This is a genomic window from Blastococcus carthaginiensis, from assembly GCF_030731085.1.
In the GTDB taxonomy this organism is placed as follows: Bacteria; Actinomycetota; Actinomycetes; order Mycobacteriales; family Geodermatophilaceae; genus Blastococcus; species Blastococcus carthaginiensis.
Genome location: NZ_JASNFN010000037.1, coordinates 1 through 25,006 on the forward strand (window position 1 = coordinate 1; position 25,006 = coordinate 25,006).

23 protein-coding genes are annotated in these 25,006 nt (G+C 73.5%); 8 read left to right on the forward strand and 15 right to left on the reverse strand.

Annotated features, from left to right (window positions below; genetic code table 11):
• Positions 1-18: 18 nt before the first annotated feature.
• Positions 19-858, reverse strand: a complete 840-nt coding sequence (locus QOZ88_RS20915) for an IS5 family transposase (protein ID WP_306001625.1) — start codon at positions 856-858, stop codon at positions 19-21.
• Between the two features lie 111 nt (positions 859-969).
• Positions 970-1,395 carry a hypothetical protein gene (locus QOZ88_RS20920; RefSeq protein WP_306001626.1) on the reverse strand — a complete coding sequence of 142 codons (426 nt, stop codon included), beginning with the start codon at positions 1,393-1,395 and terminating at the stop codon, positions 970-972.
• 175 nt (positions 1,396-1,570) lie between these two features.
• Here QOZ88_RS20920 and QOZ88_RS20925 point away from each other — a divergent pair, with 175 nt between their 5' ends.
• Entirely contained in the window at positions 1,571-2,401 is an 831-nt protein-coding gene (locus QOZ88_RS20925) for a hypothetical protein (protein ID WP_306001627.1), read from the forward strand.
• Positions 2,402-2,469: 68 nt separating this feature from the next.
• Here QOZ88_RS20925 and QOZ88_RS20930 read toward each other — a convergent pair whose 3' ends face one another.
• On the reverse strand, positions 2,470-3,504 hold the full coding sequence (locus QOZ88_RS20930) for a glutathione S-transferase family protein (protein WP_306001628.1): 1,035 nt from the start codon (positions 3,502-3,504) through the stop codon (positions 2,470-2,472).
• Between the two features lie 80 nt (positions 3,505-3,584).
• On the reverse strand, positions 3,585-4,013 hold the full coding sequence (locus QOZ88_RS20935; protein ID WP_306001629.1) for a DUF1810 domain-containing protein: 429 nt from the start codon (positions 4,011-4,013) through the stop codon (positions 3,585-3,587).
• Between the two features lie 21 nt (positions 4,014-4,034).
• Here QOZ88_RS20935 and QOZ88_RS20940 point away from each other — a divergent pair, with 21 nt between their 5' ends.
• The 6 genes from QOZ88_RS20940 (at position 4,035) to fmdA (ending at position 8,994) form a co-directional block, all read left to right on the forward strand.
• On the forward strand, positions 4,035-4,652 hold the full coding sequence (locus tag QOZ88_RS20940) for a TIGR03086 family metal-binding protein (protein ID WP_306001630.1): 618 nt from the start codon (positions 4,035-4,037) through the stop codon (positions 4,650-4,652).
• Positions 4,653-4,762: 110 nt separating this feature from the next.
• Positions 4,763-5,071, forward strand: coding sequence for a hypothetical protein (locus QOZ88_RS20945; protein WP_306001631.1), 309 nt, complete (start codon positions 4,763-4,765; stop codon positions 5,069-5,071).
• Positions 5,072-5,178: 107 nt separating this feature from the next.
• The gene (locus tag QOZ88_RS20950) at positions 5,179-6,588 is read left to right on the forward strand and encodes a DUF4407 domain-containing protein (protein WP_306001632.1); all 1,410 of its coding nucleotides are present in this window, start codon (positions 5,179-5,181) and stop codon (positions 6,586-6,588) included.
• Positions 6,589-6,779: 191 nt separating this feature from the next.
• Positions 6,780-7,274, forward strand: a complete 495-nt coding sequence (locus QOZ88_RS20955) for a hypothetical protein (RefSeq protein ID WP_306001633.1) — start codon at positions 6,780-6,782, stop codon at positions 7,272-7,274.
• A 164-nt stretch (positions 7,275-7,438) separates the two neighbouring features.
• Complete coding sequence (locus QOZ88_RS20960) at positions 7,439-7,720, forward strand: zinc ribbon domain-containing protein (RefSeq protein ID WP_306001634.1); 282 nt, start codon at positions 7,439-7,441, stop codon at positions 7,718-7,720.
• Positions 7,721-7,740: 20 nt separating this feature from the next.
• On the forward strand, positions 7,741-8,994 hold the full coding sequence (fmdA, locus tag QOZ88_RS20965) for a formamidase (protein WP_306001635.1): 1,254 nt from the start codon (positions 7,741-7,743) through the stop codon (positions 8,992-8,994).
• Between the two features lie 12 nt (positions 8,995-9,006).
• Here the strand turns inward: fmdA and QOZ88_RS20970 are convergent, their stop codons facing one another.
• Together QOZ88_RS20970 and QOZ88_RS20975 are read right to left on the reverse strand one after the other, a co-directional pair.
• Complete coding sequence (locus QOZ88_RS20970; protein WP_306001636.1) at positions 9,007-10,938, reverse strand: primary-amine oxidase; 1,932 nt, start codon at positions 10,936-10,938, stop codon at positions 9,007-9,009.
• A gap of 63 nt (positions 10,939-11,001) precedes the next feature.
• The gene (locus QOZ88_RS20975) at positions 11,002-12,432 is read right to left on the reverse strand and encodes an amidase (protein ID WP_306001637.1); all 1,431 of its coding nucleotides are present in this window, start codon (positions 12,430-12,432) and stop codon (positions 11,002-11,004) included.
• A 125-nt stretch (positions 12,433-12,557) separates the two neighbouring features.
• On the opposite strand from QOZ88_RS20975, the gene QOZ88_RS20980 reads away from it, so the two are divergent.
• The gene (locus tag QOZ88_RS20980; protein ID WP_306001638.1) at positions 12,558-13,547 is read left to right on the forward strand and encodes a helix-turn-helix transcriptional regulator; all 990 of its coding nucleotides are present in this window, start codon (positions 12,558-12,560) and stop codon (positions 13,545-13,547) included.
• 414 nt (positions 13,548-13,961) lie between these two features.
• On the opposite strand, the gene QOZ88_RS20985 is transcribed toward QOZ88_RS20980, so the two are convergent.
• The 9 genes from QOZ88_RS20985 to QOZ88_RS21025 all read right to left on the reverse strand — a co-directional run bounded on the left by QOZ88_RS20985 (position 13,962) and on the right by QOZ88_RS21025 (position 24,981).
• Positions 13,962-14,354 (reverse strand): type II toxin-antitoxin system VapC family toxin, encoded by a 393-nt coding sequence (locus QOZ88_RS20985; RefSeq protein ID WP_306001639.1) that lies wholly within the window; start codon positions 14,352-14,354, stop codon positions 13,962-13,964.
• A complete protein-coding gene (locus QOZ88_RS20990) occupies positions 14,351-14,605 on the reverse strand; it encodes a type II toxin-antitoxin system Phd/YefM family antitoxin (protein WP_306001640.1) in 255 nt (84 codons plus the stop codon). The genes QOZ88_RS20985 and QOZ88_RS20990 overlap by 4 nt, the downstream gene beginning before the upstream one ends.
• A gap of 69 nt (positions 14,606-14,674) precedes the next feature.
• Positions 14,675-15,877, reverse strand: a complete 1,203-nt coding sequence (locus QOZ88_RS20995; protein ID WP_306001641.1) for a DUF3322 domain-containing protein — start codon at positions 15,875-15,877, stop codon at positions 14,675-14,677.
• Between the two features lies 1 nt (position 15,878).
• The gene (locus tag QOZ88_RS21000; RefSeq protein ID WP_306001642.1) at positions 15,879-19,268 is read right to left on the reverse strand and encodes an ATP-binding protein; all 3,390 of its coding nucleotides are present in this window, start codon (positions 19,266-19,268) and stop codon (positions 15,879-15,881) included.
• Complete coding sequence (locus QOZ88_RS21005) at positions 19,265-19,903, reverse strand: DUF4194 domain-containing protein (RefSeq protein ID WP_306001643.1); 639 nt, start codon at positions 19,901-19,903, stop codon at positions 19,265-19,267. Before QOZ88_RS21005 ends, QOZ88_RS21000 begins: the two co-directional genes overlap by 4 nt.
• 127 nt (positions 19,904-20,030) lie before the next feature.
• Positions 20,031-20,171, reverse strand: a complete 141-nt coding sequence (locus QOZ88_RS21010) for a hypothetical protein (protein ID WP_306001644.1) — start codon at positions 20,169-20,171, stop codon at positions 20,031-20,033.
• An 86-nt stretch (positions 20,172-20,257) separates the two neighbouring features.
• On the reverse strand, positions 20,258-21,763 hold the full coding sequence (locus tag QOZ88_RS21015; protein WP_306001645.1) for a DUF3375 domain-containing protein: 1,506 nt from the start codon (positions 21,761-21,763) through the stop codon (positions 20,258-20,260).
• Positions 21,764-21,898: 135 nt separating this feature from the next.
• Positions 21,899-23,230, reverse strand: a complete 1,332-nt coding sequence (locus tag QOZ88_RS21020; protein WP_306001646.1) for a helicase-associated domain-containing protein — start codon at positions 23,228-23,230, stop codon at positions 21,899-21,901.
• Positions 23,227-24,981, reverse strand: a complete 1,755-nt coding sequence (locus tag QOZ88_RS21025) for a DUF6398 domain-containing protein (protein ID WP_306001647.1) — start codon at positions 24,979-24,981, stop codon at positions 23,227-23,229. Before QOZ88_RS21025 ends, QOZ88_RS21020 begins: the two co-directional genes overlap by 4 nt.
• Between the last annotated feature and the right edge of the window lie 25 nt (positions 24,982-25,006).

A 25,006-nucleotide genomic window follows, 5' to 3' on the forward strand; every position in this document is an offset into this window, starting at 1 on the left:
AGAGCCTCCGCCAGTAGGTCAGCGGATGCGTGGTGATCTTGGCCGGGTGTCCCAGCGGTAGAGGCGCCAGGCGCCCCGGCACAGTGCACGGACGGTGACGATGGCGGCAGCCAGCGCCAGGTAGGCGTCGACGCAGACCTGGCGGCGTTCGGTGCAGCGGCGCAGCTTTCCGAAGTTGTTGAGCCAGGAGTTGGTCCGCTCCACCACCCAACGCTTGCCGACCTGGATGGGAGCGGGTTCGCCGCGGTGGGCGATCTGACCGAGCAGGCCTCGTTCGTCGAGTGCTTCGCGGCAGGGGCGGTAGTCGTAGCCGGCGTCCAGATGCGCCGTCGCACCGGCCGGCAGCGGCTGGAAGTCCTTGAGCGCGTCCAGCGTCTGGGGCAGCAGGGCGTGGTCGACGGTGTTGGCCGGCGCGGACACCGTGGCCAGCGGGATGCCGCCGCCGTCGGTGAGCTGGGACCGTTTCAGCCCGCCCTTGCCCCGGTCCACCGGGCTGCGACCGGCGCATTCCCCGCCGCACGGGGCCTTGGTGGTGCATCCATCGACGGCCACGTCGGCCAGGTCCAAGCCGATCATCTTGTCGTAGGCATCCAGGCAGGCCAGTCGCAGCCGGTCGAACACTCCCAGGGCGATCCACTCGTCCCGGCGGCGACGCATGGTGGTGGCCGAGCACGAGTCGTCGGCGATGCGCTCGTAGCCGGCGCCGAACACCAGCGCCTCGACGAGCTTGCCGAACACCACGGCATCGTCGATGCGCGGCCGGTGACAGCCCAACGGATGCTCATCGACACGCACAGGCAGCAGGGTGAGGAACTCCTCGCGCAGCGGGTCAAGGATGCACGATGGGACGGCAGGCACGAGGCGTCCACAGTTCACGGAGCGTTAGCACCTTCGCGAGCGTGGCCCTCGTGCCTGCCCTTGCCGATCAGCCACGCCGAACGGCGCGACCTCACCTACTGGCGGGGGCTCTTAGCGGCCCCACCCCTCGACCAGCGGCAGCACGGTGCCCGCGGCGGCCACGTGCAGGCTCCAGGTGCCCGCGACGAGGTCGTCGTCCAGCACCGCCCGCAGCTCCGCGGCCCAGACCTCGTCCTCCGCCGTGACCACCGGCTCGCCCGGCCGGCACAGCGCCAGCGCCAGGTGCCCGGTGCCGCCGAGCTGGTCGTCGACGACCGAGCCGTGCACCTCCCGGAGCCCCACCAGCAGGGCGGGTTCCGGGAGGGCGGGGAGGTCGTCGACGGGGACGACGACCGGCAGCTGGCGGCCACCGGCGTCGAACCAGGTCAGCCACAGGCTGCGGGCGGGAAAGGTCGCGGGGTCGAGCACCGACCGCCAGCGGTCGGTGAGCTCGGCGGCGGAGCGGACGCGGGCATCGGCGAGCGGGGAGGTCGTCATGCCCGACACCGTGGCAGGTCGCGGGGAGCGGCGACGGCGTCGTCCACAGGTGCCCCTGTCCCCACGCGAGCACGACCTGCCGGTCGCGAGGTGCTGCGCCAGGTGATGGACGCGGGCTGTCCGGGGTGGTCTGATGCGGCGGCCAACCGCCTGCTCACCCCACGGGGAGACCTCCATGCCGACCACCCGACGCCTCACCGCCGTCTGCAGCGCCACCGCCTTCGCGGGGATCCTGGCCGCCGGCCCGGCTCTCGCGGCCGGGACGGTCACGATCACCCCGGAGGAGGGGGCGGACTGGTACTTCAGCAGCACCCATCACACGGAGACCGGTGCGCCGACGCCCACGACGGGCACCGGGGAGGTCGTGGCCACGCCCGCGGCCGGGAGTGACCCGTGGGGGACCCACGTCTACCAGCTCGCGGTCGACACCTCCCAGAAGGCACGCCTGGAGACCAGCCTCCTGAACGGCCGTCCGCTGGCGGAGCTGAACGGGGTCACCTACTCCACGTACAGCACCGGCCTGCCCGGCTACGGCCCGTCGATCAACGTGACGATCGACCCGGAGGGCGAGGACGACTTCGTGACGCTGGTGTGGGAGGCCAACAAGGCGGGCTTCGCGATGGCGGACGGGACCTGGCAGGACTGGGACACCACGACCAGCGCCGGCAGCAGCGCGGGGGGCTGGTGGACGCCCAGCATCCAGCCGTTCAGCTCGGCGACCCCCGGCTCGAACCGGACCCCCACCGACCTCGCCACGCTGGTCGAGTTCTACGGCGAGGGATCGACGATCACCGGGTTCGCGGTGAACGTGGGGCGGCACGGTGCGATGACGGCGTACGTGGACGGCATCGGGATCACCGTGGGCGGGGACACCACCACGTACGACGTCCAGCCGGCCGTGCGGCTGACCGGCAAGCAGGACTGCAAGGACGGCGGCTGGGCCACCAGCACCGACCCGGTGTTCCGCAACCAGGGCGCCTGCGTGAGCCACTTCGCCAGGCGCTGACCGGCTGACCGCACCGGGTTCCGCCGTCCGCCGTCCGCAGGACGTCGGGACCCGGTGCGGTCAGCCGGTCAGCGGTGGCCGATGCCCCCGGGGCCGTGGTCAGCAGGCACCCGCTCACCGGCCGGCGGGGGCGGGGGCGGCGTGCCGTCGCCCCACGGCCGGTCGCTGAGCTGGTCGCGGTTGTGCTGCATCAGCCAGCCGGAGGTGTCGGGGCCCTGCGGGATGATCTGCGTCGGGTTGATGTCGGCGTGGACGACGTAGTAGTGCTCCTTGATCTGCGGGAAGTCGATCGTGTCGCCGAACCCGGGCAGCTGGAACAGGTCGCGCGCGTACGCCCAGAGCACCGGCATCTCGCTGAGCTTCTGCCGGTTGCACTTGAAGTGGCCGTGGTAGACGGTGTCGAATCGCGCCAGCGTGGTGAACAACCGGATGTCGGCCTCGGTGACCTGCCCGCCCATCAGGAAGCGGCGGTGCTCGAGCCGGTCGCTGAGCCGGTCCAGCGCGGTGAACAGCCGGTCGTAGGCCTTGTCGTAGGCGCGCTGCGAGCCGGAGAACCCGCACCGGTACACGCCGTTGTTGACCTCCTGGTAGATCCGCTCCATCACCTCGTCCATCTCCTCCCGCAGGTGCTCGGGGTAGAGGTCGGGTGCACCCTCGCGGTGGTGGGCGGTCCACTGCGTGGAGAGGTCCAGGGTCATCTGCGGGAAGTCGTTGGTGACGACGGCGCCGCTGGGGACGTCGACCATCGTCGGCACCGTGATGCCGCGCGAGTACCCCGGGTCGCGGGCGAGGAAGGCCTCCTGCAGCCGCTCGTAGCCCAGCACCGGATCGCGGCCGGCGGGGTCGAGGTCGAAGGTCCAGCTGCGCTCGTCGTGGGTGGGCCCGCACAGCCCCATCGAGATGACGTCCTCGAGGCCCAGCAGCCGGCGCGCGATGACCGCCCGGTTCGCCCAGGGGCACGCCCGGGCCACGACGAGGCGGTAGCGCCCCGGCTCGACCGGCCAGGGGCTGGAGCCGTCGGCGGTGATGCGGTCGGAGATGTACTTGGAGTCGCGCGTGAACTCGGCTTCGACGTATCCGGATCCGCTCGTGTTCTCACTCACCGGGGGGCCGTGCCCGGTGCCGCACCGGCTCACACGCGGGCGGTCATTGCGTTCCGGTGACCGCGGTCGCCGCCGCGCGCCTACGACGGTCGGAGGCGGCTCGTCGTCGCGTCGTCCTCCGCGCCGCCGAAGTAGTGGTCGAGCACCTCGCGGAACACCGGCTGCCCGGGGTCGGCCCGTGCGAACAGCGTCATCGACGAGCGCAGCTTCTGGGCGTCGACCGGGCCGAGCACGGCGACGGCGTCCTCGGTGTCGAGCGCGGTGAGCGCCCGGGCGCACTCGGCCAGCCGCCGCCCCAGCACCGGGTGCGCCAGGTACGCCCGGGCCTCGTCGAGCCCGGAGATCGCGTAGCGCTGGGCCATGCCGCTCTTGCCCAGGCCCTCGACCTGCGGGAAGACGAACCACATCCAGTGGGTGCGCTTCTGGCCGGCGCGCAGCTCGCCGAGCGCCTGGTCGTAGGTCTGGGTCTGGGCGTCGACGAACCGGCGGAGGTCGAAGGGATCGCTCACCGGTCCAGCCTGCCGCACGCGATGAGTTCCGGTGTTCCCGGCCGTCCCATCCGCATGGAGACGACGACCGTGGACCTGGGACCGACGACGACCGAGCTGGCGCGGGTGGTGGCCGGCGTGCGGGACGACCAGCTGCGCGACCCGACACCGTGCTCCGGCATGCCGGTGGCCGGCCTGCTCGACCACCTGCTCGGGCTCGCGCTGGCGTTCCGGCTCGCCGCCGAGAAGGCACCCTTCGACGGCGGCCCGTCGGCGGACGCGGACGCCCTCGCGCCCGATTGGCGCACCCTGCTGCCCGCCCGCCTCGAGGCGCTGACCACCGCCTGGCGGCGACCGGGTGCCCGGGCCGGCGAGGCCGAAGTGGCCGGGGTGCGGATGCCCGCGGCGGCCATGGCGCTGGTGGCGCTGGACGAGGTGCTCGTGCACGGCTGGGACCTCGCCGCCGCCACCGGGCAGCCCTACCGCCCGGACCCGGCCGCGGTGCAGGCGTGCCTGGAGTTCGTCGGCGACCGCAGCGACCCGGCCGACGACCCCGAGGGCCTGTTCGGGCCGGTCGTGCCGGTGCCCGACGACGCGCCCGCCCTGCACCGGCTGCTCGGCCGCACCGGACGCGACCCGGGGTGGAGCGCACCCGGCTGACGTCCCGTCCCGGTCCTCGTGTCGAAGCCGTGTCATCTCCGGTCCCCGGTGCGTGGCGAGCGACGCCGGTGGGCACCGGAGGGCCAGGCACACGAACCACGGGAGGACCGATGCGCAGGACCACACGCGCGCTCGCCGGCGCGCTGCTCGCCACCGGACTGGGCCTCAGCGGCTGCGGGGGCGACGACGAGGCGGACGTCAACGAGGGCGTGACGGAGGAGCAGTTCGAGGAGGAGGAGGTCGGCTCGGAGGACCCCGTGGACGGCGGGGACGAGGACCCCGACGGCACCGACCCGGGGACCGGCGGCCTCGACGAGGACGACGACACCGTGCTCGACGAGGACGTCCCGCCCGGGCAGACCGACGACAACAGCGTCGACGGGGAGGACGGCACCCCGAGCACCGAGGAAGGGATGTGACCTCCGGCGGGGCGAGCCGGATCACGGTGCCGTGACCGGCTCGGCCTGCCGATGAGCACTCGTGGGTGACGGTCCTTCTCGATCCCCGTCACCCGGGGGTGCACTGCATGAGCGAGCGACGACGGCGCATCGGCGACGGGCTGGCCGTCCTGGCCGGCGCGCGACCGGACGTGCTGGCCGCCGCACCCGGGGCGCGGCAGCGGTTCGTGGCGCTCGGCGGTGTCCTGCTGAGCACCGGCGCGCTGGCCGCGGTCTCCGCGGCCTTCGCCGTCGGCATGGCGCTGGGCGTCTGGTGGCCGCTGGCGGTGCTGGTGGGGCTGGGCTGGGGTGCGGTCGTGGTCAACTTGGACCGGATGCTGCTGGTCGGCATGGCGCACGACTCCTCGCTCAAGCGGAACCTGGTCATGGCCGTGCCCCGCGTCGGGCTGGCGCTGGTGCTCGGCGTCGTCGTCGCCACGCCGCTGACGCTGCAGGTGTTCAGCAAGGAGATCGACACCGAGATCGTGGCGATGCAGGCCGAGGCCGCCGACGCGCACCGCGTGGCGCTGGAGTCCGACAGCCGCTTCGCCGGCCTCCCCGACCTGCGCGAGCGCATCGCCACGCAGGAGGCGGTCGTCGCCAGCGGGGGAGTGGCGGACCCCGGGCTGGCGGTGGTGCGCGCCGGCGTCACCGAGAAGCAGGCCGCCTACGACCGGGCCGTCACGCTGCAGCGCGAGCTGGACGCCAAGGCGCAGTGCGAGCTGGACGGCACCTGCGGCACGGGTGACGCCGGGACCGGGGAGGCCTACCTGCAGGCCCGGGCCGCGGCCGACGCGCAGACCGCCGTCGTCACCGCGGCGCGCGCCGAACTCGACACCGCGGTCGCCGCCGTCGCCGCCGCCGAGGGGCGCAGCGCCGCCCTCGCCGGCTCCTCGCTGGACGCCGACCGGGCCGAGCTGACCCGGCTGACCGCCGAGCTGGACCGGCAGCAGGCCGCGTTCGACGTCGAGAACGAGGGCTCGGGCGGCATCCTGCTGCGCCTGGAGGCGCTCGACCGCCTCGGCGGCCGCAACATGACGCTCGCCGCCGCGCAGTTCATGCTCTCGCTGCTGTTCATGTGCGTCGAGGTGCTCCCCGTGCTCATGAAGCTGCTGCTGAACTTCAGCCCGCCCACCGCCTACGACCGGCTGGTGCAGCTGCGCGACTCCGGCGACGTCGAGCTCGAGGAGATGGCGCAGGAGTCGCGGCGCACCGTCGCGCAGGCCAAGGAGGAGCTGCTGGTGCTCGCCGAGCGGGAGCGGGTCGACCGGCAGAAGGAGGCGATCCTGGCCCGCCGCCGGGCCGCGCTGGCCGAGGTCGCCGCTCGCACCGAGGCCGCGCGGGCGCAGCCGGAGGCGCCCGCCGCCGAGGAGCCGGCCGAGGCGCCCCGCCAGCTGTGGGACACCGGGCCCATCCGTGAGCTCGCCCGCAGCGCCGCCGTCCGCACGGTGCGCTCGGTGCGTCGCCGCCCGGCCGACCGGACGCCGACCACCGTCTGACCGCACCCGCGCCCCGGACCTCCGCGAGGTCCGGGGCGCTGTGCGTCCGCTGGCAGTTCGCTGTGGATCGCCGCCCGTGCCGCGGCGCGGCCGCTCCGCTGTGGCAGGGTCTCCCGCGTCAGCCGGCCGCCCCCCGGCTCCCGGGTGCCCGCGTACCCGATGACCTGCACCCCGATGAAGGACGCCCTCCCATGAGCACCGACAACCCGAATCCGAGCGGCGCCACGGCGGGCTCGGGCCGCCCCGACCCGACGGTGGTCCCGCCCGTGCCGGCCGCCGCCGGGCCCACCGACGGCACCGGCGCCGGCGTCCTGCCCGGCGGGGTCGTCCCCGGCGCCGGCGTCCCCGGCGGCGCGGCACCCGCCCCGGACGGGCAGCAGGCGAGCGAGCCCGGCTGGGCGTCGCGCAACAGCGGCCTGCTGATCGCCGCGCTGGTCGCGATCGTCGTCGCGGCGATCGCCATCGCCGGCCTCATCCTGTGGCGCGGCGGCATCGACGACGACAACGCCGCCACCGAGGCCGCGGTCACCCGGGCGCTGGCCGAGCAGGGCGGCGAGGTGGAGACCATCGAGTGCGACGGCGACACCTGCGCGGCCATCATCGGCGGCCAGGCCTACACGGTGCTGGTCCAGGTGGACGAGGACGGCGAGCAGCACTTCGGCGTCGCCGCCTACACCGGCGACTGATCCGGGCGCCGGCTGGTCACCGACCCGGACCCTTCCGTCACGACGCGCCCGGCCACGACAGGGTGATCCCTCCTCGGCTGGCCGCGCCGTGGTGTTCCCCAGAGGCTCGGGTCGGGCGCCCGCCCAGCCGGTGGATGTCCGCCGACCGGACAGGAGGGGTCGTCATGGCCGTCTACCAGTACCGCTGCGTCGACCACGGTCTGCTCGAGGTCGCCCGCCCGATCGGCACCGCGGCCGATCGCGAGCCCTGCCCCGACTGCGCTAGCTTCGCGCCCCGGGTGTTCACCACTCCGCAGCTGTCCTTCGGGTCGGCCGCCAACCGGGCGCTGCTCGACCGCACGGAGTGCACGGCCGACGAGCCCGCGGTCGTCTCCGCCGTCCCCTCCCGGCGAACTCCGCCGCAGGTGGCGACGAATCCGGCGCTCGCCCGGCTGCCCCGTCCCTGACCCACTTCCGGAGGTCCGTGATGCCCGAGGTCGTCTTCCCGCTGGACTCCAGCCGCAGCTTTACCGACCAGGAGCTGGTCGGGCACAACCGCTGGCACCCCGACATCCCGCCGGCGGTGACCGTGCGGCCGGGAGAGTCGTTCCGGGTGCACTGCCGGGAATGGTTCGACGGGGCGATCCACGACGACGACTCGGCCGACGACGTGCGGGACGCGCCGCTGTCGCGGGTGCACTGCCTGTCCGGGCCGATCGCCGTGGAAGGCGCGCAGCCCGGCGACCTGCTGATGGTCGACATCCTCGACCTGGGGCCGATCCCGCAGGAGGACTCGGGGCCGCTGGCCGGGCAGGGCTGGGGCTACACCGGCATCTTCGCAAAGCAGAACGGCGGCGGGTTCCTCACCGACTTCTTCCCCGACGCCTACAAGACGATCTGGGACTTCGCCGGGCAGACGGCCACCTCCCGGCACATCCCCGGCGTCTCCTTCACCGGCATCGTGCACCCCGGGCTGATGGGGACGGCGCCCTCGGCCGACCTGCTCGCGACGTGGAACCGGCGCGAGGCCGCGCTCATCGCCACCGACCCCGACCGCAATCCGCCGCTGGCGCTGCCGCCGCTGCCCGACGACGCGATCCTCGGCGCGCTGTCCGGCGCGGACTTCGACCGGGTGGCCGGCGAGGCCGCGCGCACGGCGCCACCACGGGAGAACGGCGGCAACCAGGACATCAAGAACTTCTCCAAGGGCAGCCGCGTCTTCTACCCCGTCTACGTGCCCGGCGCCAACCTCTCGGTCGGTGACCTGCACTTCTCCCAGGGCGACGGCGAGATCACCTTCTGCGGCGCCATCGAGATGGGCGGGTTCATCGACCTGCACGTCGACCTCATCCGCGGCGGGATGGAGACCTACGGGGTCAGCCAGAACGCCATCTTCATCCCCGGCAACGTCGAGCCCCGCTACGACCGGTACCTGGCCTTCTCCGGCACCTCGGTCACCGTGGACGGCGAGCAGCGCTACCTCGACTCCGACCTGGCCTACCAGCGGGCCTGCCTGCACGCGATCGACTACCTGACGAAGTTCGGCTACACGCCCGAGCAGGGCTACATGATCCTGGGTGCGGCGCCGATCGAGGGCCGGCTGTCGGGGGTGGTCGACATCCCGAACTCGTGCGCGACGGTCTACCTGCCGACGGGGATCTTCGACTTCCCGGTCGAGCCGTCGGCGTCCGGTCCGACCCGCATCGACCCGGGTAAGGGCGTGCCCCGGTCGGGCTTCTGATGCCGGCGTGTGTCAGCCGCAGTGCGAGGAGGTCGACCGCGGCACGCCCAGGCTCGGGTTGCGTTCGAAGAAGCCGACCGGCACGAGGCTGAAGCCGGTCCGGTCGACGGGCATGACGGGCCAGTCTTCGGGCCGCGGGAAATGGGTCAGGCCGAACACGTGCCACAGCACGAGGTCGGCACCTGCGCCGTCCGGACCGGTCAGCGGGCGGTCGGCGGCCGTCCAGCTCGGCAGCCCGCCGGCTCCGGGGTGCTGGTTCACCAGTTCCCCGGCCGGATAGCGCTCCGCGTCGTCGTAGGCGGTGACCCACAGGTGCTTCGCCGCGAAGGTCGCCCGCTTGTGGATCGACGACGATTCGTCGGCCAGCAGCGTCGGCTGCTGCTGCGGGTACAGCGCGTACCCGACCGGCTGGCCGAGCCGGTTGGTGACCGACGGGTTGACCACGTGCCAGGTGCGCCCGACCGAGGCGTCGGCTGTCCGCTGGGCCTCGGCCTCGCGCGTCAGCACGGTGGCCCGGCGGCCGAACGCGTTGCCGTACGGGTTGGCGTCGCTGACCGGCTCCCGGACGGCGTCGACCTCGTGCACCTCGTTGTGCCGCCCGTCGACGGCCATGTCCAGCCGCGCGCAGAACAGGTGCTGGTGGAACGGCGCCCCGAGCCCGGGCGCGACCTCGGTGGCGTACGGGTGCCCGTCGCGGTAGGCGGAGGAGAACAGCACCCCGGTCGCCTTGCACTCCAGTTCGATGCGGCCGTCGAGGTAGAGGTACCAGTAGAAGCCGTAGTCGTAGTTGCCGACCGTGGTGAAGAAGCTGATCACCAGCCGTCGCTGCCGCCGGGTCTCGGCCATGCCGGTGAACAGGTCGGTGTGCTTCCAGAGGACGCCGAAGTCCTCCTCGTGCATGCAGATCGCGTTGCCGATCGTCCGCGGGCTGCCGCTCTCGTCGGCCAGCACCGCGTCGAAATAGTGGATCTCGCCGAGGCAGTCGCAGCCGAGCTCGAGGGAGTTGGTGAACCGGCCGAACAGGTATTCGCCGGTGTCGAAGTAGTTCTGCCAGAACCGCACCGGTGACGGGTCGGCGTAGGGCACCACCATCTCGGCGATCGACGCCCGGTGCACGACCGAGCGGCCGTCGAAGGCGAGCTGGTGCAGCGAGAGCCCCTCGCGGGCGTCGAAGCCGATGCGGAACCGCCAGTCGGCCCAACGCACCTCGTCGTCGTCGACGGTGAAGCTGGGCCCCTCGGGCTGGGTGATCTCGATGGGCCTCAGGTCGGTGCGGGGCGGCTGCGCGTGCGGCTCGGCGTCCCACTGGCCCGGTTCCCCGGGCACCGGCAGGTCGAGCACGTCGTGCACGGCCGTCGCCGTCCCCGCGATCAGGTCGACGTAGGCGACGACGCCGTCCACGGGGTGCGCCCACGGCAGGTCCTGCTCGTCGCGCTGGTGGAAGCCGAGCACGCGGATCATCCGCCGGCCGACCTCGTCGGAGAACCCGTACATGCCGGCCGACAGCGGCACGGCCCGGACGTCGGCCACGTCCAGCCCGCGCTTGCGCATGGCCGCGACCCACCGTTCGTCCTCGGCCAGGATCGGCTCGATCGCCTCGAACTCGGCCTCCAGGATCGGTACCTGACCCTCGGCGGCGGCGTCGACCACCACGTCGCGGACGACGGAGCGCTGCGTCAGCGAGACCGACAGGTCGCGCGCGTCCCCGGTCGCCCGGTCGAGCAGCAGCACGCGCACCCGGCGGTCCAGCTCGACGCCCGGCTCCCAGGTGAGGACGTCGTCCTTCAGCGGCTCCTCCAGGCCGACGTAGACGAACGCCGTCGACCCGGTGAGCAGGTCGGCGACCAGGCCGCGGACCTCGGTGATCTCTGCGGCCGTGAGCCGGGCGAGCGGGTGGCCGGGCCGGGTGGCGGTGCCGGTGGACGGAACGGGCGTCGTGGTCATGACAGCTCCTTCGGGCACGGAGCGCCCCACGCTTCCCCCTGGCGCGGCGGCGGTCAACGGTTGTCAGTGCGCGACGACCGGCGGACGCCGGTCGGCCCACGGCAGCGCCTCCTCGAGCAGCGCGGCGACGCCCAGCAGGGTCTCCTCCGCGGCGGGGCGGCCCAGGAACATCACGCCCACGGGCCAGCCATCGGGCGAGGTGGGGCCGGGGACGCTGATCGCGGGGGCGCCGGTGACGTTGGCCAGCGCGGTGAACGGCGCGAACGCGAAGAGCCGGTCGTACCAGCCGCGGGCGTCGAGGGAGGCGTCGTCGGCGTCCAGGTGCCCCAGAGCGGTGTTCGGGGCCGCCGCGGTCGGGGTGAGGAGCAGGTCGTAGCCGGTGAAGAAGCCGGCCACGGCGCGGGTGGTCGCGTTGAACGCGCGGTCGGCGGCGTAGAGGTCCAGGGCGCTGAGCCGCTTGCCGTGCTCGGCGCAGGCGAGCGTCGTGTGCTCGAGCACCTCGGCCGAGGGTTCGGTGCCCAGCACGGCGGCGATGCCGTACGCGGCATCGGCCAGGAAGCTGCACCAGGCGACCAGGTTGGCCTCGTCGAAGGCGGCGACGTCGTACGCCGGCGCGGCCTCCTCGACGGTGTGCCCGGTGTCGGCCAGCGCCCGGGCCACCGCCTGCACCGCCTCGACGCAGGCAGCGTCGACCGGCGCGCCGTTGGGTGCGGCGGTGGAGACGGCGATGCGGAGCGTCCCGGACGGCGGGCGCGCGGCGGCGGCGAAGGTGGACGCCGGTGCGGGCAGCAGGTAGCGGTCGCCGGGCTCGGCGCCGTGCACGGCGTCGAGCAGTCCGGCCGCGTCGCGCACGGTGCGGGTGACGGCGAACTCGACGCCCAGGCCGAGCAGCGGGTCCTGGTAGTCGGGGGCGACCGTCGTCCGTCCCCGGGTCGGCTTGAGCCCCACCAGACCGCAGGCGCCGGCCGGGATGCGCACCGAACCACCGCCGTCATTGGCGTGCGCCACCGGCAGCGCGCGGGCGGCGACCAGCGCGGCCGACCCGCCGCTGGAGCCGCCGGGGGAGCGGGTGGTGTCCCACGGGTTGCGCGTCGGGCCGTTGGCGACCGACTCGGTGGTCGCGTTGAAGCCGAATTCGGGGGTGGCGGTGACGCCCATGGCGGCCAGCCCGGCGCGGCGGAAGCGGGCCATCAGCGCGGTGTCGTACGGAAAGGGGACGCCGGGGCCGAGCATGCGGCTGCCGGCCCGCTGCGGAACGCCCTCGGCGTGCAGCACGAGGTCCTTGATGGCGAACGGGACGCCGGCGAACCGGCCGCCCTCGTCGTGCCGCAGGGGCCGGTCGAACAGCGGGCCGACGAGCGCGTTGAGCTCGCCGTTCACCGACTCGATCGCGGTGCGGGCGGCGTCGTGGACCTCGGCCGCGCTGACCTTGCCGGCGGCGATCAGCTCGGCCAGGCCGGTGGCGTCGTGCTCGGTGTACTCGGCGACGTCCATGGGTGCTCCTCGTTCTCGCTCGCAGGGTGCGGGGAGCGTGCCGTGGCCGCGGACGGTCGTGCATCGGTCGAACTGCCGAGTGCACGATGGATGTGCGGTGTGCTCTGCTCGTGCGAAGGTGCGTCGTGCGCACGGAGCGGATGGTGGCGGCGCTGGCCGTGCGTGAGGCCGCCGACGCGGTGGCGCGGGGCGAGGGTCCGACCGGGACCGCCCGCGCCGAGACGGTGCTCGGGGCGCTGGAGGCGCTGCTGCCCTGCTGCGGCGCGGCGGTGGAGCGCTGGGACCCGGTCGCCGGCCGGCACGAGACCCTCGCCGCCGCCGGGTACGGCGACGAGGCGCTGGCCGCGATGGAGCTCGCCTTCCACGAGGACCCGCTCTTCCCCGTCGTCCGCGACTCCGGGCGGCCGCTGCGGGTGCGCGACATCGCCCCGGCCGACCGGCGCGGGCCGATGTTCGACCAGGTGATCACCCCGGCGCGGTTCGCCGACGGGGTGAGCCTGTGCCTGTCGGCCGGCGGCCGGTACGTCGGCTCGGTGCACGCCAGCACCGCAGCGGAGAGCGTGGACGACGAGGTGGCCGGGTTGCTGCGGCTGCTGTCCGCCGACCTCACCGGGCTGGTCGACCCGCTCGACGGGCTGCCGCTGGCGGCACCGGTGCCCGCCGGCGTGGGGGTGCTGTGCTGGCGGCCGGACGGCGGACCGCCGGTGGCGCTGACCGCCGAGGCCCGGCCGGAGCTCGTGGCCCCGGGGTCGCCGCTGGCGGCGTTGCTCACCCCGACGGCGTGGCCGTCGCGGCTGGGCCGGCACCTCCTGGTGATCCGCGGTGCCGAGCTGCTGGCGGTCGAGGCCCGGCCGGCCGGTCGGTGGATGGTGGTCGAGCACCGGGTCGTGTCCCCGCCGTCCGGGCTGTCGCGGCGCGAGCTGGACGTGCTCGCCGCGCTGCCGGCCGGGGCGACCAACCGGATGATCGCCCGCGCCCTCGGCGTCACCGAGCGGACGGTGGCCACCCACGTCGAGCACCTGCTGACCAAGCTCGGCGTGGGCAACCGCGCCGGGGCGGCGGCCGTCGCCGTCGAGGCCGGCCTGGTCCGCCTCGCGCCGGGCGGGGGGCGCTAGCGCGCCGGGCGGCGCCGCGCCGTGCATCGGTCGCGGGGCCTGTGGGCGACGGCCGCCGTGGACCCGCCGGTCGATGGCCTCCGGCCGTGCTGCAGGAACTGCAGCCGATGCTCACCCGATCCGTCATCCGCCGTTCGGTGGGCGGCGAGGCGTTCCGCTGCGGCACGACCTGCGCGGCGCAGGACCGCATCTCGACCACTCCTGCTCCCGCCGGGACAGCCGGCTCGCCGCCACGGTGGTCGGCAGCCGGCACGCACCCCTGCACCACCGTGGCGGAGTGCGACGACGGCGGGACGCTGTCCGGGGCCGCCGACGGCCGGGGACATCTGCGGCCTGTTCACCTGATCCCGGACCGGCCGGCGCCGACCCCGATCCCCTTCCTTAGCTTGCGAAGGGTCGGAGCACAAGGTGTTCTCAGACCCGGACGACGCGGAGCGGGCTGATCCCGGCGAGGACGTCGAAGTCGGCATCCTGGCTGACGACCGGGACGTCGTGCGCGAGCGCGGTAGCCGCGATCCACGTGTCGTTCACGTTCATCCGCCGGCCTGCCTGGGCGATCCGCAGTCGTAGCTCCGCCCATGCGTCGGCGACGGCCGCGTCGATCGGCAGCGGGTTCAGCTCCGCCACGGCCTGCAGGGTGCTCAGCCGGCGCGAGCGCACGGACAGGTCGGTGGCGGCGAGGACGCCGGCGCGCAGCTCCCCGTAGGTGATTACCGAGACGGCGACCTGCTCGGGCAGCTGCGCGCTGTCCAGCCGGCGGCCCTCGCGGGCGATGAACACGCTGGTGTCCAGCAGGCCGCGGGTCACTCGAGCGGCCGGAGCTCGTCCGTGCCGCCGGAGAGGGTCTGCAACTCCTCGCCGAGAGCGGGATCGGCCTGGACGCCCTCGAGCCGTTCGGCCAGGAGCGCGCTGCTCGTCCAGTGCGGCCGGCCCTGGCTCAACGGCCCCAGCTCGGCCACCGGCTCACCGTTGACGGTGATCTGGACCCGTTCCCCTCCCGCGGCGCGGCGCAGCACTCCGGCGGTGTCATTGCGCAACTCCCGCGAGGCGACCTTCACGGCGCTCACTGTAGCGTATCCGTAGCACAGGTGTAGCAGTCGGCTGGCGTCGTCGGGTCCCCGGAACCGTCATGCGCCGGTGCGCAGGGCTTGTTCGGCGAGGGACATTCGCACCCGCTCCTGCTCCAGCCGGACGGCCGAGCCGAAGACGTCGGTGACCAGGGCGGTGTACAACTCGCTCTCCTCGGGGGTGAGCCGGGTGAGGGTCGCTGACGTGGGGGTCGGCTCGCGCACCCACTGCGTGCGGTGGCCCAGCAGCGTGGCCTGGTCCATCAGCATCGATCGGGTCTGCGGGAAGGCCGCGCGGAGCCGGTCGAGGATGGCGAGGCCGTGGGTGTCGATGTCCCCCCAGTACCGGAGGTCGACATCGGCCAGCCAGCTCAGCGGGGTGAGCCGGCGGGCTGCGTAGCCCCCACCCAGGAGCACCGCGGTGCGGGGTCGGGGCGGCAGGGCGAGGTAGGTGATCTCGTTCTCCACGACGATCACGGTCTCGGCGTCGACGGGCTGGTGTGCCAGCTCTTCGATGCGGACGGCGATCTCGCGGAACGGCCCGGCGTGCTCCGGCGGCAGCCGGTGGCGGAGGTAGTCGGGTTTGCTCCGGAAGCCGAATCTGCCGGCGAAGTCCGACCGGGGACGGGTGGCGTCGATCCGTCCCGGCGCCAGCTGCTGTTCCAGCAGGTCGGCGAGGAGCCCGCGGTGTGTCTCCACGAACTTGGTGTCGACACCCGGCACGTCGATCTCGCGCAGATAGCTGCCGGGCCGGGCCCGGTGGTCGATCCAGAGCACCGTGGTGACCAGCCTGGTCCAGTCCTCGCCGGCCGCCAGCACCCGCATGGGGAAGCGGGTCATCCAGTCGACCAGGGCCGGTGCCAGTTCCCGAGCGGATGCGAGTCGGGCGTCGAACGCTTCGGCGTCACGTCGGACTCCGAGGACGGCGGTCAGGTCGGCCCAGGTCTCGACGACGACCCGGGCCGGCAGGTGGTTGACCCCGATCAGCCGCCCGCCGACCGGCGCTTCGACCACCCGGACGCCGCTGGGCACACCGCCCCAGCCGGCCCGCCAAGCGCGGACGTCGTCGAACCGGTCGCCGATGTCGCGGGGACCGGGCCCGTGGATGGGCAGGTCCAACGGCTCGAACGGCAGGCCGGCAGCGTGGGCGCTCAGGAACACGCCACGGTCCCAGCGGCGGCGCAGCTGCTCGCGGACAGCGGGCCAGGTGGTCCACTCGCTGCCCCGTCGCCCTGCCGTCCGAGCACTCCCCGCGCCAGGCACGTCAGCCCGCGTCGCCGGCGGCCCGGCGCAGTGCCTGCTGTTCGCGGTACTCCTCGATGGTCATGCTCTGCAGCCGGGAGAATCTGCCGGTCGGGTTGTCGACGAACCCGACGGCGGCCACGTGCGGTTCGATGACGTGGATCTTCTGCAGCGGGGTGACGATCAGCAGCTGCAGGCCGAGCCGGGTGAACAAGGTGAGCGCGAACCGGGTGGACTCGTCCGAGCCGCGGCCGAACGCCTCGTCGATGACGACGAAGCGGAACGTCTTCGACCGGGCAGCGGCCGGATCGAGGCGGAACTGATAGGCCAGTGACGCCGCCAGGATGGTGTAGGCGAGCTTCTCCTTCTGCCCGCCGGACTTGCCGCCGGAGTCGCTGTAGGTCTCGTACTCGGTGTCGTCCTCCCGCCATCGCTCGGAGGCGGTGAAGACGAACCAGTTGCGGACGTCGGTCACGAACCGCGACCAGTTCCGGTCCACGTCGGCGTGTCCGGGGCGGCCGCGAAGCCGTTCGACGATGGCCTTCACCTGGAGGAAGCGCTGCTCGGAGTACTGGTCGTCGCCGTCGGCGAGGGCGTCGTCGGTGCAGGCGCGCAGGTCTCGCTTGAAGTCCTTGATCTCCGGGTGCGGGGTGAGCTGCGTGTCCAGCCGGATGTAGCGGCCGGGGTTGTAGTCGATGCCGACGAGCGAGGCGTTGATCGTCGCGACCCGCTGGGCGATCAGCTCGGCGCGCTTGTTGAGCTCGGCGAGGAAGCCGGCGATGTCACGGATGGTGTTCTCGTTCAGGTACCGCTTGAAGGTGGCTTCGAAGCGGGGCAGGTCGTCGCCGGTCAGCCGCTCGTGCAGCGCACGGAACTCGTCGGCCGCAGCCACGGAGGCGTCCATCTCGCTGGTCTCGACGGGATGGTCGCCGATGAACCGTGCCATCGCGCGGACCAGCCGGGATTCCACGCCGGACTGGCGCTTGGCCCGCTGGTCACGCTCGTCGGTCAGCTGGCTGCGCAGCGCCTCTTCCCAGGCGTCGACGTCCGGCAGCGTGGTGGGTGGTCCGCCGGGGCGCGCCGCGGCCCGGCCGGCAAGAGCGTCCAGATGCTGGGCGGGCACGGCCCCGGCAGTCCCGAGCCGGGCGGCGACCGCGGTGGCGCGCTGCTCGGCGTCCGCGAGCTCGGTGCCGTGCCCGCCGCGTCGCTGCTGGCAGGCCGACAGCGCACCGTCCGTCTCGCTGATGGCGGACCGGACCGCCCCGAGCTCGCGGTCGATGCGCCCGAGCTTGCCCGAGGCGGACAGCAGCCGCTCGCGTTCGGCGGTCAGGTCGGCGATGCGCCGGACGACGGCCGGCCAGTCCAGCTCGGACCAGGTGTCGAAGACGTCGAGCTTGCTCAGCGTGCGGCCTCGCTCGGCCGCCGTGCGGTAGGTGGCCTCCACCCGGGCGCGGTCGTCGGCCAGCCGGTTGAGCCGCTCCTGCAGCCGCTGGGCCTGGGCGAGCAGCGCCTCGATCTTCTCCGCGTTGCTCCACCCCAGCACGTAGGAGCGGCGGTCGTCGATGCGGGTGGCGTCGTTCTTCTCGTGCCGGCCACCGGGTTCCTTGATCTGGCCGGCGCGGGTCAGCGCCTTCGGGGTGCGCTGGAAGGCCTCGATGGAGTCGACGCACGCGTGGTCGGCCCGGTGGGCCAGCTGGGCCTCCAGCCAGGGCCGTACCGCGGAGTCCTTGATCTCCAGCTTCGCGGCGAGTGAATCGGCGGACGGCAGGGCAGGCAACGCCGGAACGCGGGCGGGGACGCGGTAGTAGACCAGCCGGGTGCGCAGGTCGTGGGCGTCGATCCATCGCGAGACGGCGGGGTAGTGCTCGTCGGGGACGAGCAGCGACAGGGCGAACCCGCGCAGCAGGCGCTCGGCGGCGCCCTCCCAGGCGCGGTGGGCCGGCGCTACCTGGATCAGCTCACCGGCGAGCGGCAGTGCCGCCCCGGGGATGCCGAGCTCGGAGACCAGCCGCTGCCGCAGCTCCAAGCTCTGCCGGGGAAGGCTGCTGGTGCGCTGGCGAAGACTGGCCAGCTCGGCGCGCAGGTCGTCGGACTCGTCCTGCAGGCCGCGCGCGTCGACGGCCAGTTCCCGGAGCCGGTTCTGGGCCTCGGCGGCGTCCGATTCGGCGGCTGCCGCCGCGGCCCGGATCTCGGCCCGCCGGGCGCTGAAGCCGCGCTCGTCGGCGACCGGGTCGAGGCCGACGGTGGTGAGCAGGTCGCCGAAGGTGGCTGCCTTCTGCCGGCGGGCGTCGAGAGCGCGTTCCTCCGCATCGACCAGTTCGTCGATGCGGGCCAGCCGATCGCCGCCGTGCCCGGCGCGCTCGACGATCAGCTCCCTCTCTCGCGCCCGGTGCCGGCCGAGGTCGTCGGCCAGCCGGGCGAGCTCGCGATCGTCCTCGGCCACGGACTCCCGCAGCTGTTCGATGCGGTGGGCCAGCAGCTCGGCGCGCAGGCGGGCGGTATGCACCGGCAGGGCTTCGCGTTGGGCGTCGAGCGCGGCGATCTCGGCGGCGAGCCGGTCGTGGGCGTCGGCGTCGGTGAGCACCGGGCGCAGCTGGTCGAGCTGCGTGCGGGCGCGGACCACGGATTCGTGGGCGCGGGTGAGGTCGTCGAAGTGGCCGACCAGCTGGTCGATCCAGCCGGCGGCGTCGAAGGGCTCGAGCATGTGGCTGCGGACGAACCCGTTGAGATCGCTGACCGCCTTCATCGACACCGTCTGGTGGAACAGCTCCAACGCCTGCTCGGAGTCGATGCCGAGCCGGCGGCGGTAGTCGCGGCCGTACTCGGGGAAGGAGGTCTGCACCGAGGCCCCGGCTCGGCCCCGCAGGCGACGCTTGAGGGCAGCGACATCGGTACCGAAGTCGGCGAAGTCGGCCGCAATGGCGAGGTCCCCGTCGGCGGTCACGTAGAAGCGGTCGGGCTGGCCGCTGTCGCCGTCCTTGAGCCAGAACACCTGCGCGAGGGTGACGGTGGCGTCGTAGCCGGGGTTGGTGAAGACGGCGAGCAGGACCGAGTAGGTGCTACCCGCGCGCAGGCCGACCTGCCGGGTGGTGCCGGTGGCCTCGTTGCGCTCGGAGCGCCAGTGCCCCTGCGCGTAGGAGCGGAGACTGCGCTCGCGGGTGTCGGCGCCGGCGGCCTTGTTGTAGGAGATCCGCTGCGCGGGGAGCAGCAGGGTGGTGACGGCGTCGACGACGGTGGACTTGCCCGACCCGATGTCGCCGGTGAGCAGCGTGTTGGCGCCGCCGGCCCGCAGGGTCCACACCTTCTGGTCGAACGTCCCCCAGTTGAGCAGCTCGAGGCGGTCGAGCCGGAAACCCGGCGAGACGTCGGGCCTCGGCTGCTCGTCGGCGGCGAGGTGGACGGGCGAGGTCACGGCTGTGCACCCTCTTCGGTTCCGGCGGCTGCATCGGGCTCGCCGCGGAGCTGGGCGGCGTAGGCGGCGAGCCGGGTGTCGAAGTCGGCCAGCCACTGGGCGTCGACGAAGGCCTTGAGGATGCGGCGCACCTCGACCGCGCCGTCCGAACCAGGCACCCGGCGGACGAAGCCGAGCTCGACGACCTTGGTGACGTGCTGGTCGACCTGGTCGACCAGGCGGGCCTCGTTGCTGGTGGCGGGGAGGAAGACCCGGAGCATCGCGACGATCTGCTCGCGGGTGAGGATCAGCCGGCTGCCGGCGTCCGTGGCGTCGAACTCGGCCAGCCGGCGGCGCAGCAGCGCGAGCAGCAGGCTGACGTGGAACGACAGGGAGCGGCGGGCCACCAGGCGCGGCACGGAGGTGGCGTTCTGCTCGGCGGCGTCGTCGTCCCGTTGCCGGAGAAAGGCGTAGCCCTCGGCCTCGTCGATCACCGGGACCAGGCCGATGGTGGACATGTACTCGCGCAGCCGGCTCTGCAGTGGCAGCAGGTGACGCCAGACCTGCTCATGGGTGTCGCGGTAGACCACTCCCTTCATCAGCGAGGTGGCAACCAGCGGGAGGTCGAGTTCGGAGTGGGCGGGCGGTGCGGTCACGTGCCACCTCCGGGTAGGGATCGAGAACCGCTGCCGATGCTAAGAAGCGGATACGACAGAACCGCGCCCGGTTCGGCGTGTCGGCACGGCGACGTCGACGCCTGCGATGGGGGCGGGCCGACTCCCATCAGTCGAGGTCATCCATCCGGACGGTTGCGGCGAGGGCGGCGAGGGCGCCGAGGTCAGGATCGTCGGGGTCGGCGGCGAGGATCCCGGCATCCCGCGCCGCCACGTCCCTGCGCCGCGCACGCTCCCCTGCGTGGGGCACCACCGCACGGCGATCTGCTCGCTCGTCCCATGACGGTGCCGGATCGTGATGTGCTCGGAGACCCCACGGGTGTGGTGGTTCGGTCGTCACGTCGGTGTCGGCTGCGGTCGCACGGCTGCTCGGGCGTAGGTGACCCGAGGAACGGTGGCCCGCCGGCTGCGGCCGTCGTGGTCGGTCCAGGCGACCTGTTCCGGGGTGTCGTCGAAGACGACGTCGAAGGCGCCGTCGGTGAGGGAGAAGTAGGTGACCAGCTCCGCGAGGCCCTGCTCGAGCGGGTGGTCGTGCAGGAGCGCGGCCAGGCCGACCTGCGGTCGCTGCAGCAGGGCCCGTCGGACGTGGGCGGTGAGGGGTGCCGGGTCGACGTGCACCTGGCCGAACAGCGCGGTGGCGTCGAAGTCGTCGTCCCCGCTCTGCAGGTCGCTGCTGTGGACGGCGATCCGCGTCTGCGGCCTGTAGAGGGGGCGTTCCATCGGCAGGACGACCGTCGGGGCCAGCGCGTCGATCTCCACGTCCAGTTCGACGCGGCGTTCCCCGCGGAGCTGGAGCGCCGATGTCTCGATGCTGCGCAGGATGTCCATGACCCGGCGGTTCTCCAGCCAGACCCGGTCGTCGAGGTAGCGGCGCAGCTGTTCGGACAGGGTGCGCACGGTGGTCTGGGTGCGCTCGCCGGCGGCCAGCCACTCGTGGTGGATCGCCCGCAGACGGTCGTCGCCGTCAGCGAGGGCGGGCAGCTCGTGCACCCGTCGCAGCAGGTCGGCGAGCTCCTCCTGGCGCGTGGGGGAGAGGAGGAAGTCGTAGAAGGCGTGGAAGCTCTTGCCCTGGTCGGAGTCGGCGATGCTGGCCCGGCCGCCGACCACCTGCTCGAGCAGACCGCCCTTGGCGCCGTCCCAGATCGTGATCTGCTCGCGGAGGTCGCGGTCGAGAGCGCGGAAGTTGCCCTCGACCTCGCGGAAGTCGGCGAGCAGCTCGCGCGCGGTGCCGGCGAACTGCTGGTAGCGGTCGCGCTGCGCAGACGGGTCCATGACGTCGACCTCGCCGCGGCGGACGCGTTCCATCTCGTCGTCGATCTCCTGCCGACGGCGTTCGAGCTCGGCGAGGCGGGTGTCGGGATCGGCCTCGGCGCCGTAGACCATCTGGCGCAGCAGATCGACGACGGTGTTGAGGCGGGACTCGGTGCCGACGAAGGTGCGCGCCCGCAGGGAGGCGCACCACGCGACCGCCTTCTCGGCGGCGGGGGTGGCGTCGAAGTGCGGCTCGTCGGAGCCGGCCAGGTAGTACTTGCGCAGCCAGCCGGCGTCGGGAGCGGCCCAGGCATCGAGGTAGGCGCGCGCCGGCTTGGGGAACAGCGGCGGATCCTGCCCCTCGTTCAGGGCATGGAGGACGTCGTCGAGCCGGTCGGCCAGCTCGCCGGCGGCGATGCCGCGGACGTTGCCCTCGACGAAGACCTGGTCGATGAAGCTGATGATCAGCGGGGCGTGGTCGGCGCGGACCAGCCGCCAGGCGGAGCTGTGGCGCTGCAGTGCCGCGACGTCGTCGTAGTGCATGCCCACCTCTTTCGTGCCGGACCCGACGGCGATGCTAGGGACGGCCACCGACAGGACTGGTTCCCGGCGCGGGCGACGCCCAGGCACGCGTGTCGATGACCTGAACGCTTTCCTCACGTCACGCCGGGATCGGGTCGACCTCACCGGCCACCGCGACCGTATCGGGGCCGGCGATCCGGAACGTCAGGACGGCGGTCCCAGCGGGTGGCCCAGCCGCAGCAACGCGGCCCGGGCCTTGGCCTCGCCGGTGGGCTCGATGAGCAGGTGCCGATCGCCGATCCGCGTGCACAGCCCGCGGAGGGTCCGGTCCGCGGCCAGCAGGGTGGCCGTCTGGACGTCGGCGCACTCCACGACCCGGTGCAGGCCGAGGTCGCGGACCCGCTGGAGCCGCGCCTCGACGTCGTCCATCAGGGTCTGCACCACCGGCGGTACCCCGTGGACCGCCCGGTCGGCCAGGAAGCCGGCCAGCTCGCGGGGTGGGTGGCCCGCGTCGGCGGCGGCGAGCAAGCTGGGAGCAGACAGCGTCCACACCCGGTCGGAGCCGCGGGTGGCGAAGGCGTCCAGGAGGAGGCGGTCGGCCGCGGGCAGGTCGCCGAGGACGACGACGTCGAGGTTGGGCAGCACCTCCAGGGCCCGTTCGGCCACCGGCGGCGCGGGTGGCGCGTACTCGGACGCCAACCCGCAGGCGTATGCGCCGAGAGCGGTCAACCGGACGGCGCCCAACCCGTCGTAGCGGCTCAGCGCGTCGAGCCAGTCGGCGCCCCACATGTGCCGGAAGTCGTCGCGCGCCTGCGCCGGCGCCACGTACTCGACGTCGATCAACCCGAGCGTCGCGGCGTACTCGAACAGCACCGCGAGCACGTAGCGGCCCTCCAGGACGCGGAAGTCGTGGTAGCCGTCGTAGCCGAGGCTGCCGTACTCCGGGTCGACGATGTAGAGCTTCCACAGCGCCCGCTCCGATCGGGCGACGGTCAGCCGGTGCTCGTGGCGGCGCAGCGTGGTGAACAGGCCGTCGACGCCGGCCCACTCCCCGGGCGGGCAGTGCCGGATGGCGGCCGTGGCCGCTTCCCGGCGGGGACCCGCCGCGCTGAGCACCGCCGCGGCCTTCTGGCCCTTGATCTGCTCCACCCGGCTGAGCTCGTCGATCGGCGCGTGCCGCGGCCAGCGCTGCCAGATGTCGCGGATGACCTCGTGTGCTGGCTGCCCGAGGGCGCGCCGTCCCTTCGGGGTCAGCGCCAGCCGGGAACCGTTGAGCCGGGCCAGCCCGCCGGCCTGCAGCAGCAGCGGCCAGGCGAAGGCGGCGATCGCGTCGTCCGGGTAGAAGTCGCCGGCGACGAGCACGCCGGCCACGGCGCGCACGGTGGCGGCCGACGGCCGCGACGTCTTCGCGCTGCACTGCAACCGCCCGGCCTGGCAGAGCCGGAGGACGGCGGCGAGGTTGGCCAGGGCTTCCGGCTCGGTGTTCCGGACGGCCGGCCCCTCGGTGGCCCCAGCGCCGGCGAGACCCTCGTTCACGCGAGCCGGTCCCGGGCCGCGACCATGCCGGCCCGGTGATCGCCGGTGAGGTAGTCCGGGGAGCCGAGGTGGCCGTCGCCGTAGGCGTAGCCGTCGGGCTCCACGCCGATGGCCTTCAGCACGGCCTTGGCCTGTGATGACGGGGAGCCCGACGTGCCGAGACAGCTGGTCAGCTGCTTGACGGTGAGGCGGCGGTCGCGAAAGAGGTGGTCGGCCGTGGCGATGATCCAGCAGACCGCGGCGGCGGTTCCCTCGGGCCGGGCGCGGCGGAGGAAGAGTTCCGGGTCGGCTGCGGCCACCCGGGCCAGCAGCCGGCGGGCCGCGGTCCGCAGCTCGGCTCCGAGCAGCTCGTCGCAGCAGCGGTCGATCAGGTCGAGCACCTGGCCGACCCGCGGGCGGACGTCGTTCGGCACCCGGTCCCAGTCGAACGCCTCCTCGGGCAGCGGCTTCCCGTCGAGCGCGGCCAGCGCGTCGCGGCCGCCGACGGCCTCGGCCAGCGTGTCGAGGGAGTCGAAGTCCCACGACGCGTCGTCCACCGCCGGCCAGAGACCGTCCGGATCGAGCGCGCCCATGCGCGCCAGCAGCGCGGCCGGTCCCTGCGGGCGCGGGGTGCGGATCGTCGCCTGGTACACGTCCTCGAGCTCGTCGACCGCCGCGAGGGTCTCGGCGGTGAGCTCGGCCCGGATGCCGCGCTCGGCGTGGCAGAACCGGATCAAGGCGCGCAGCAGCTCGGGCGCCCGGGTCAGGTGGGGCACGTCGGCGACGATCTTGCGGGGGATCCAGTCGGCCAGCAGGATCTCCACGGCCACCGGACTCCACCGCAGCGGGTCACCGGGACCGTAGTCGGCGCCGAACCACAGCAGCGACTCCAGCAGACTCCGGTGGTCGGCGTCGTCGAGCCCGGCGCCGAAGGGCGACGAGAAGAAGCGGTCGGCCAAGGCCTGCCGCGCATCCTCGGGCCACTCCGGCCGCACGTAGCCGGTGCCCCCGGCAGGCAGCAGGCCGATCATCCACTCGACCAGGGGGCGGCAGGCCGGCCAGGTATCGGTCTCGATCGGCGGGAACGTGATGCGGCTCAGTTCGATCGCCTCGGTGATGCGGGCCCGGGCGTCGGCGGGAGGCAGATCGGTCAGCAGCGTGTCTGGATCGTCGACGCCCTCACGCATCATGTCGATCAGCTCCGGCAGGGAATCCGGGGACACGAAGGCGTCCTTCACCAGGGTGCCGAGGTTGTGGTCGACGTAGGCCGCGGCGCACAGTTCGGAGTCACCGGGGAGCCGTACGCCGATGACGAGGTTCTCGCCGTCGCCGAGCACGTGGCGCATCTCGAACGCCCGCTCCACCGGCTCGGCGTCGTCGAGGCCGAGGAGCCAGCGGGGCAGCACGTGCCCGCGGGCGGCGATCTCCCGCCGGACCTCGTGGCGCAGGGCCTCGTCGCCGGTGAGACCGGCCAGTGCGGCGAGCAGGGCCGACGTCTCGACGACGTCGATGGCGAAGAAGACCTGCAGGAGCTCGTCAAGCGGCGGCGCCGATGGTTCGTCCCGCCGCCCCGGCGAGGGGCGCTCGTCGAAGCCGGCCAGCAGCGCGCTGGCCAGCCCGAGCAGCGCCATCGGCTCGTCGGAGGCCAGGGCCGCGGCGACGTCGGCCAGCGGGTTCTGCAGGACCTGCTGCCGCCCCGGGGCACGGGACCGGCCGTGCGGCCGGTTCTTCCTGACCCGGCGCTGCTTGCGGGGGTGGGAGCGCTTGCTCACCCGGCCAGGCTAGAGGCCCGAGGAC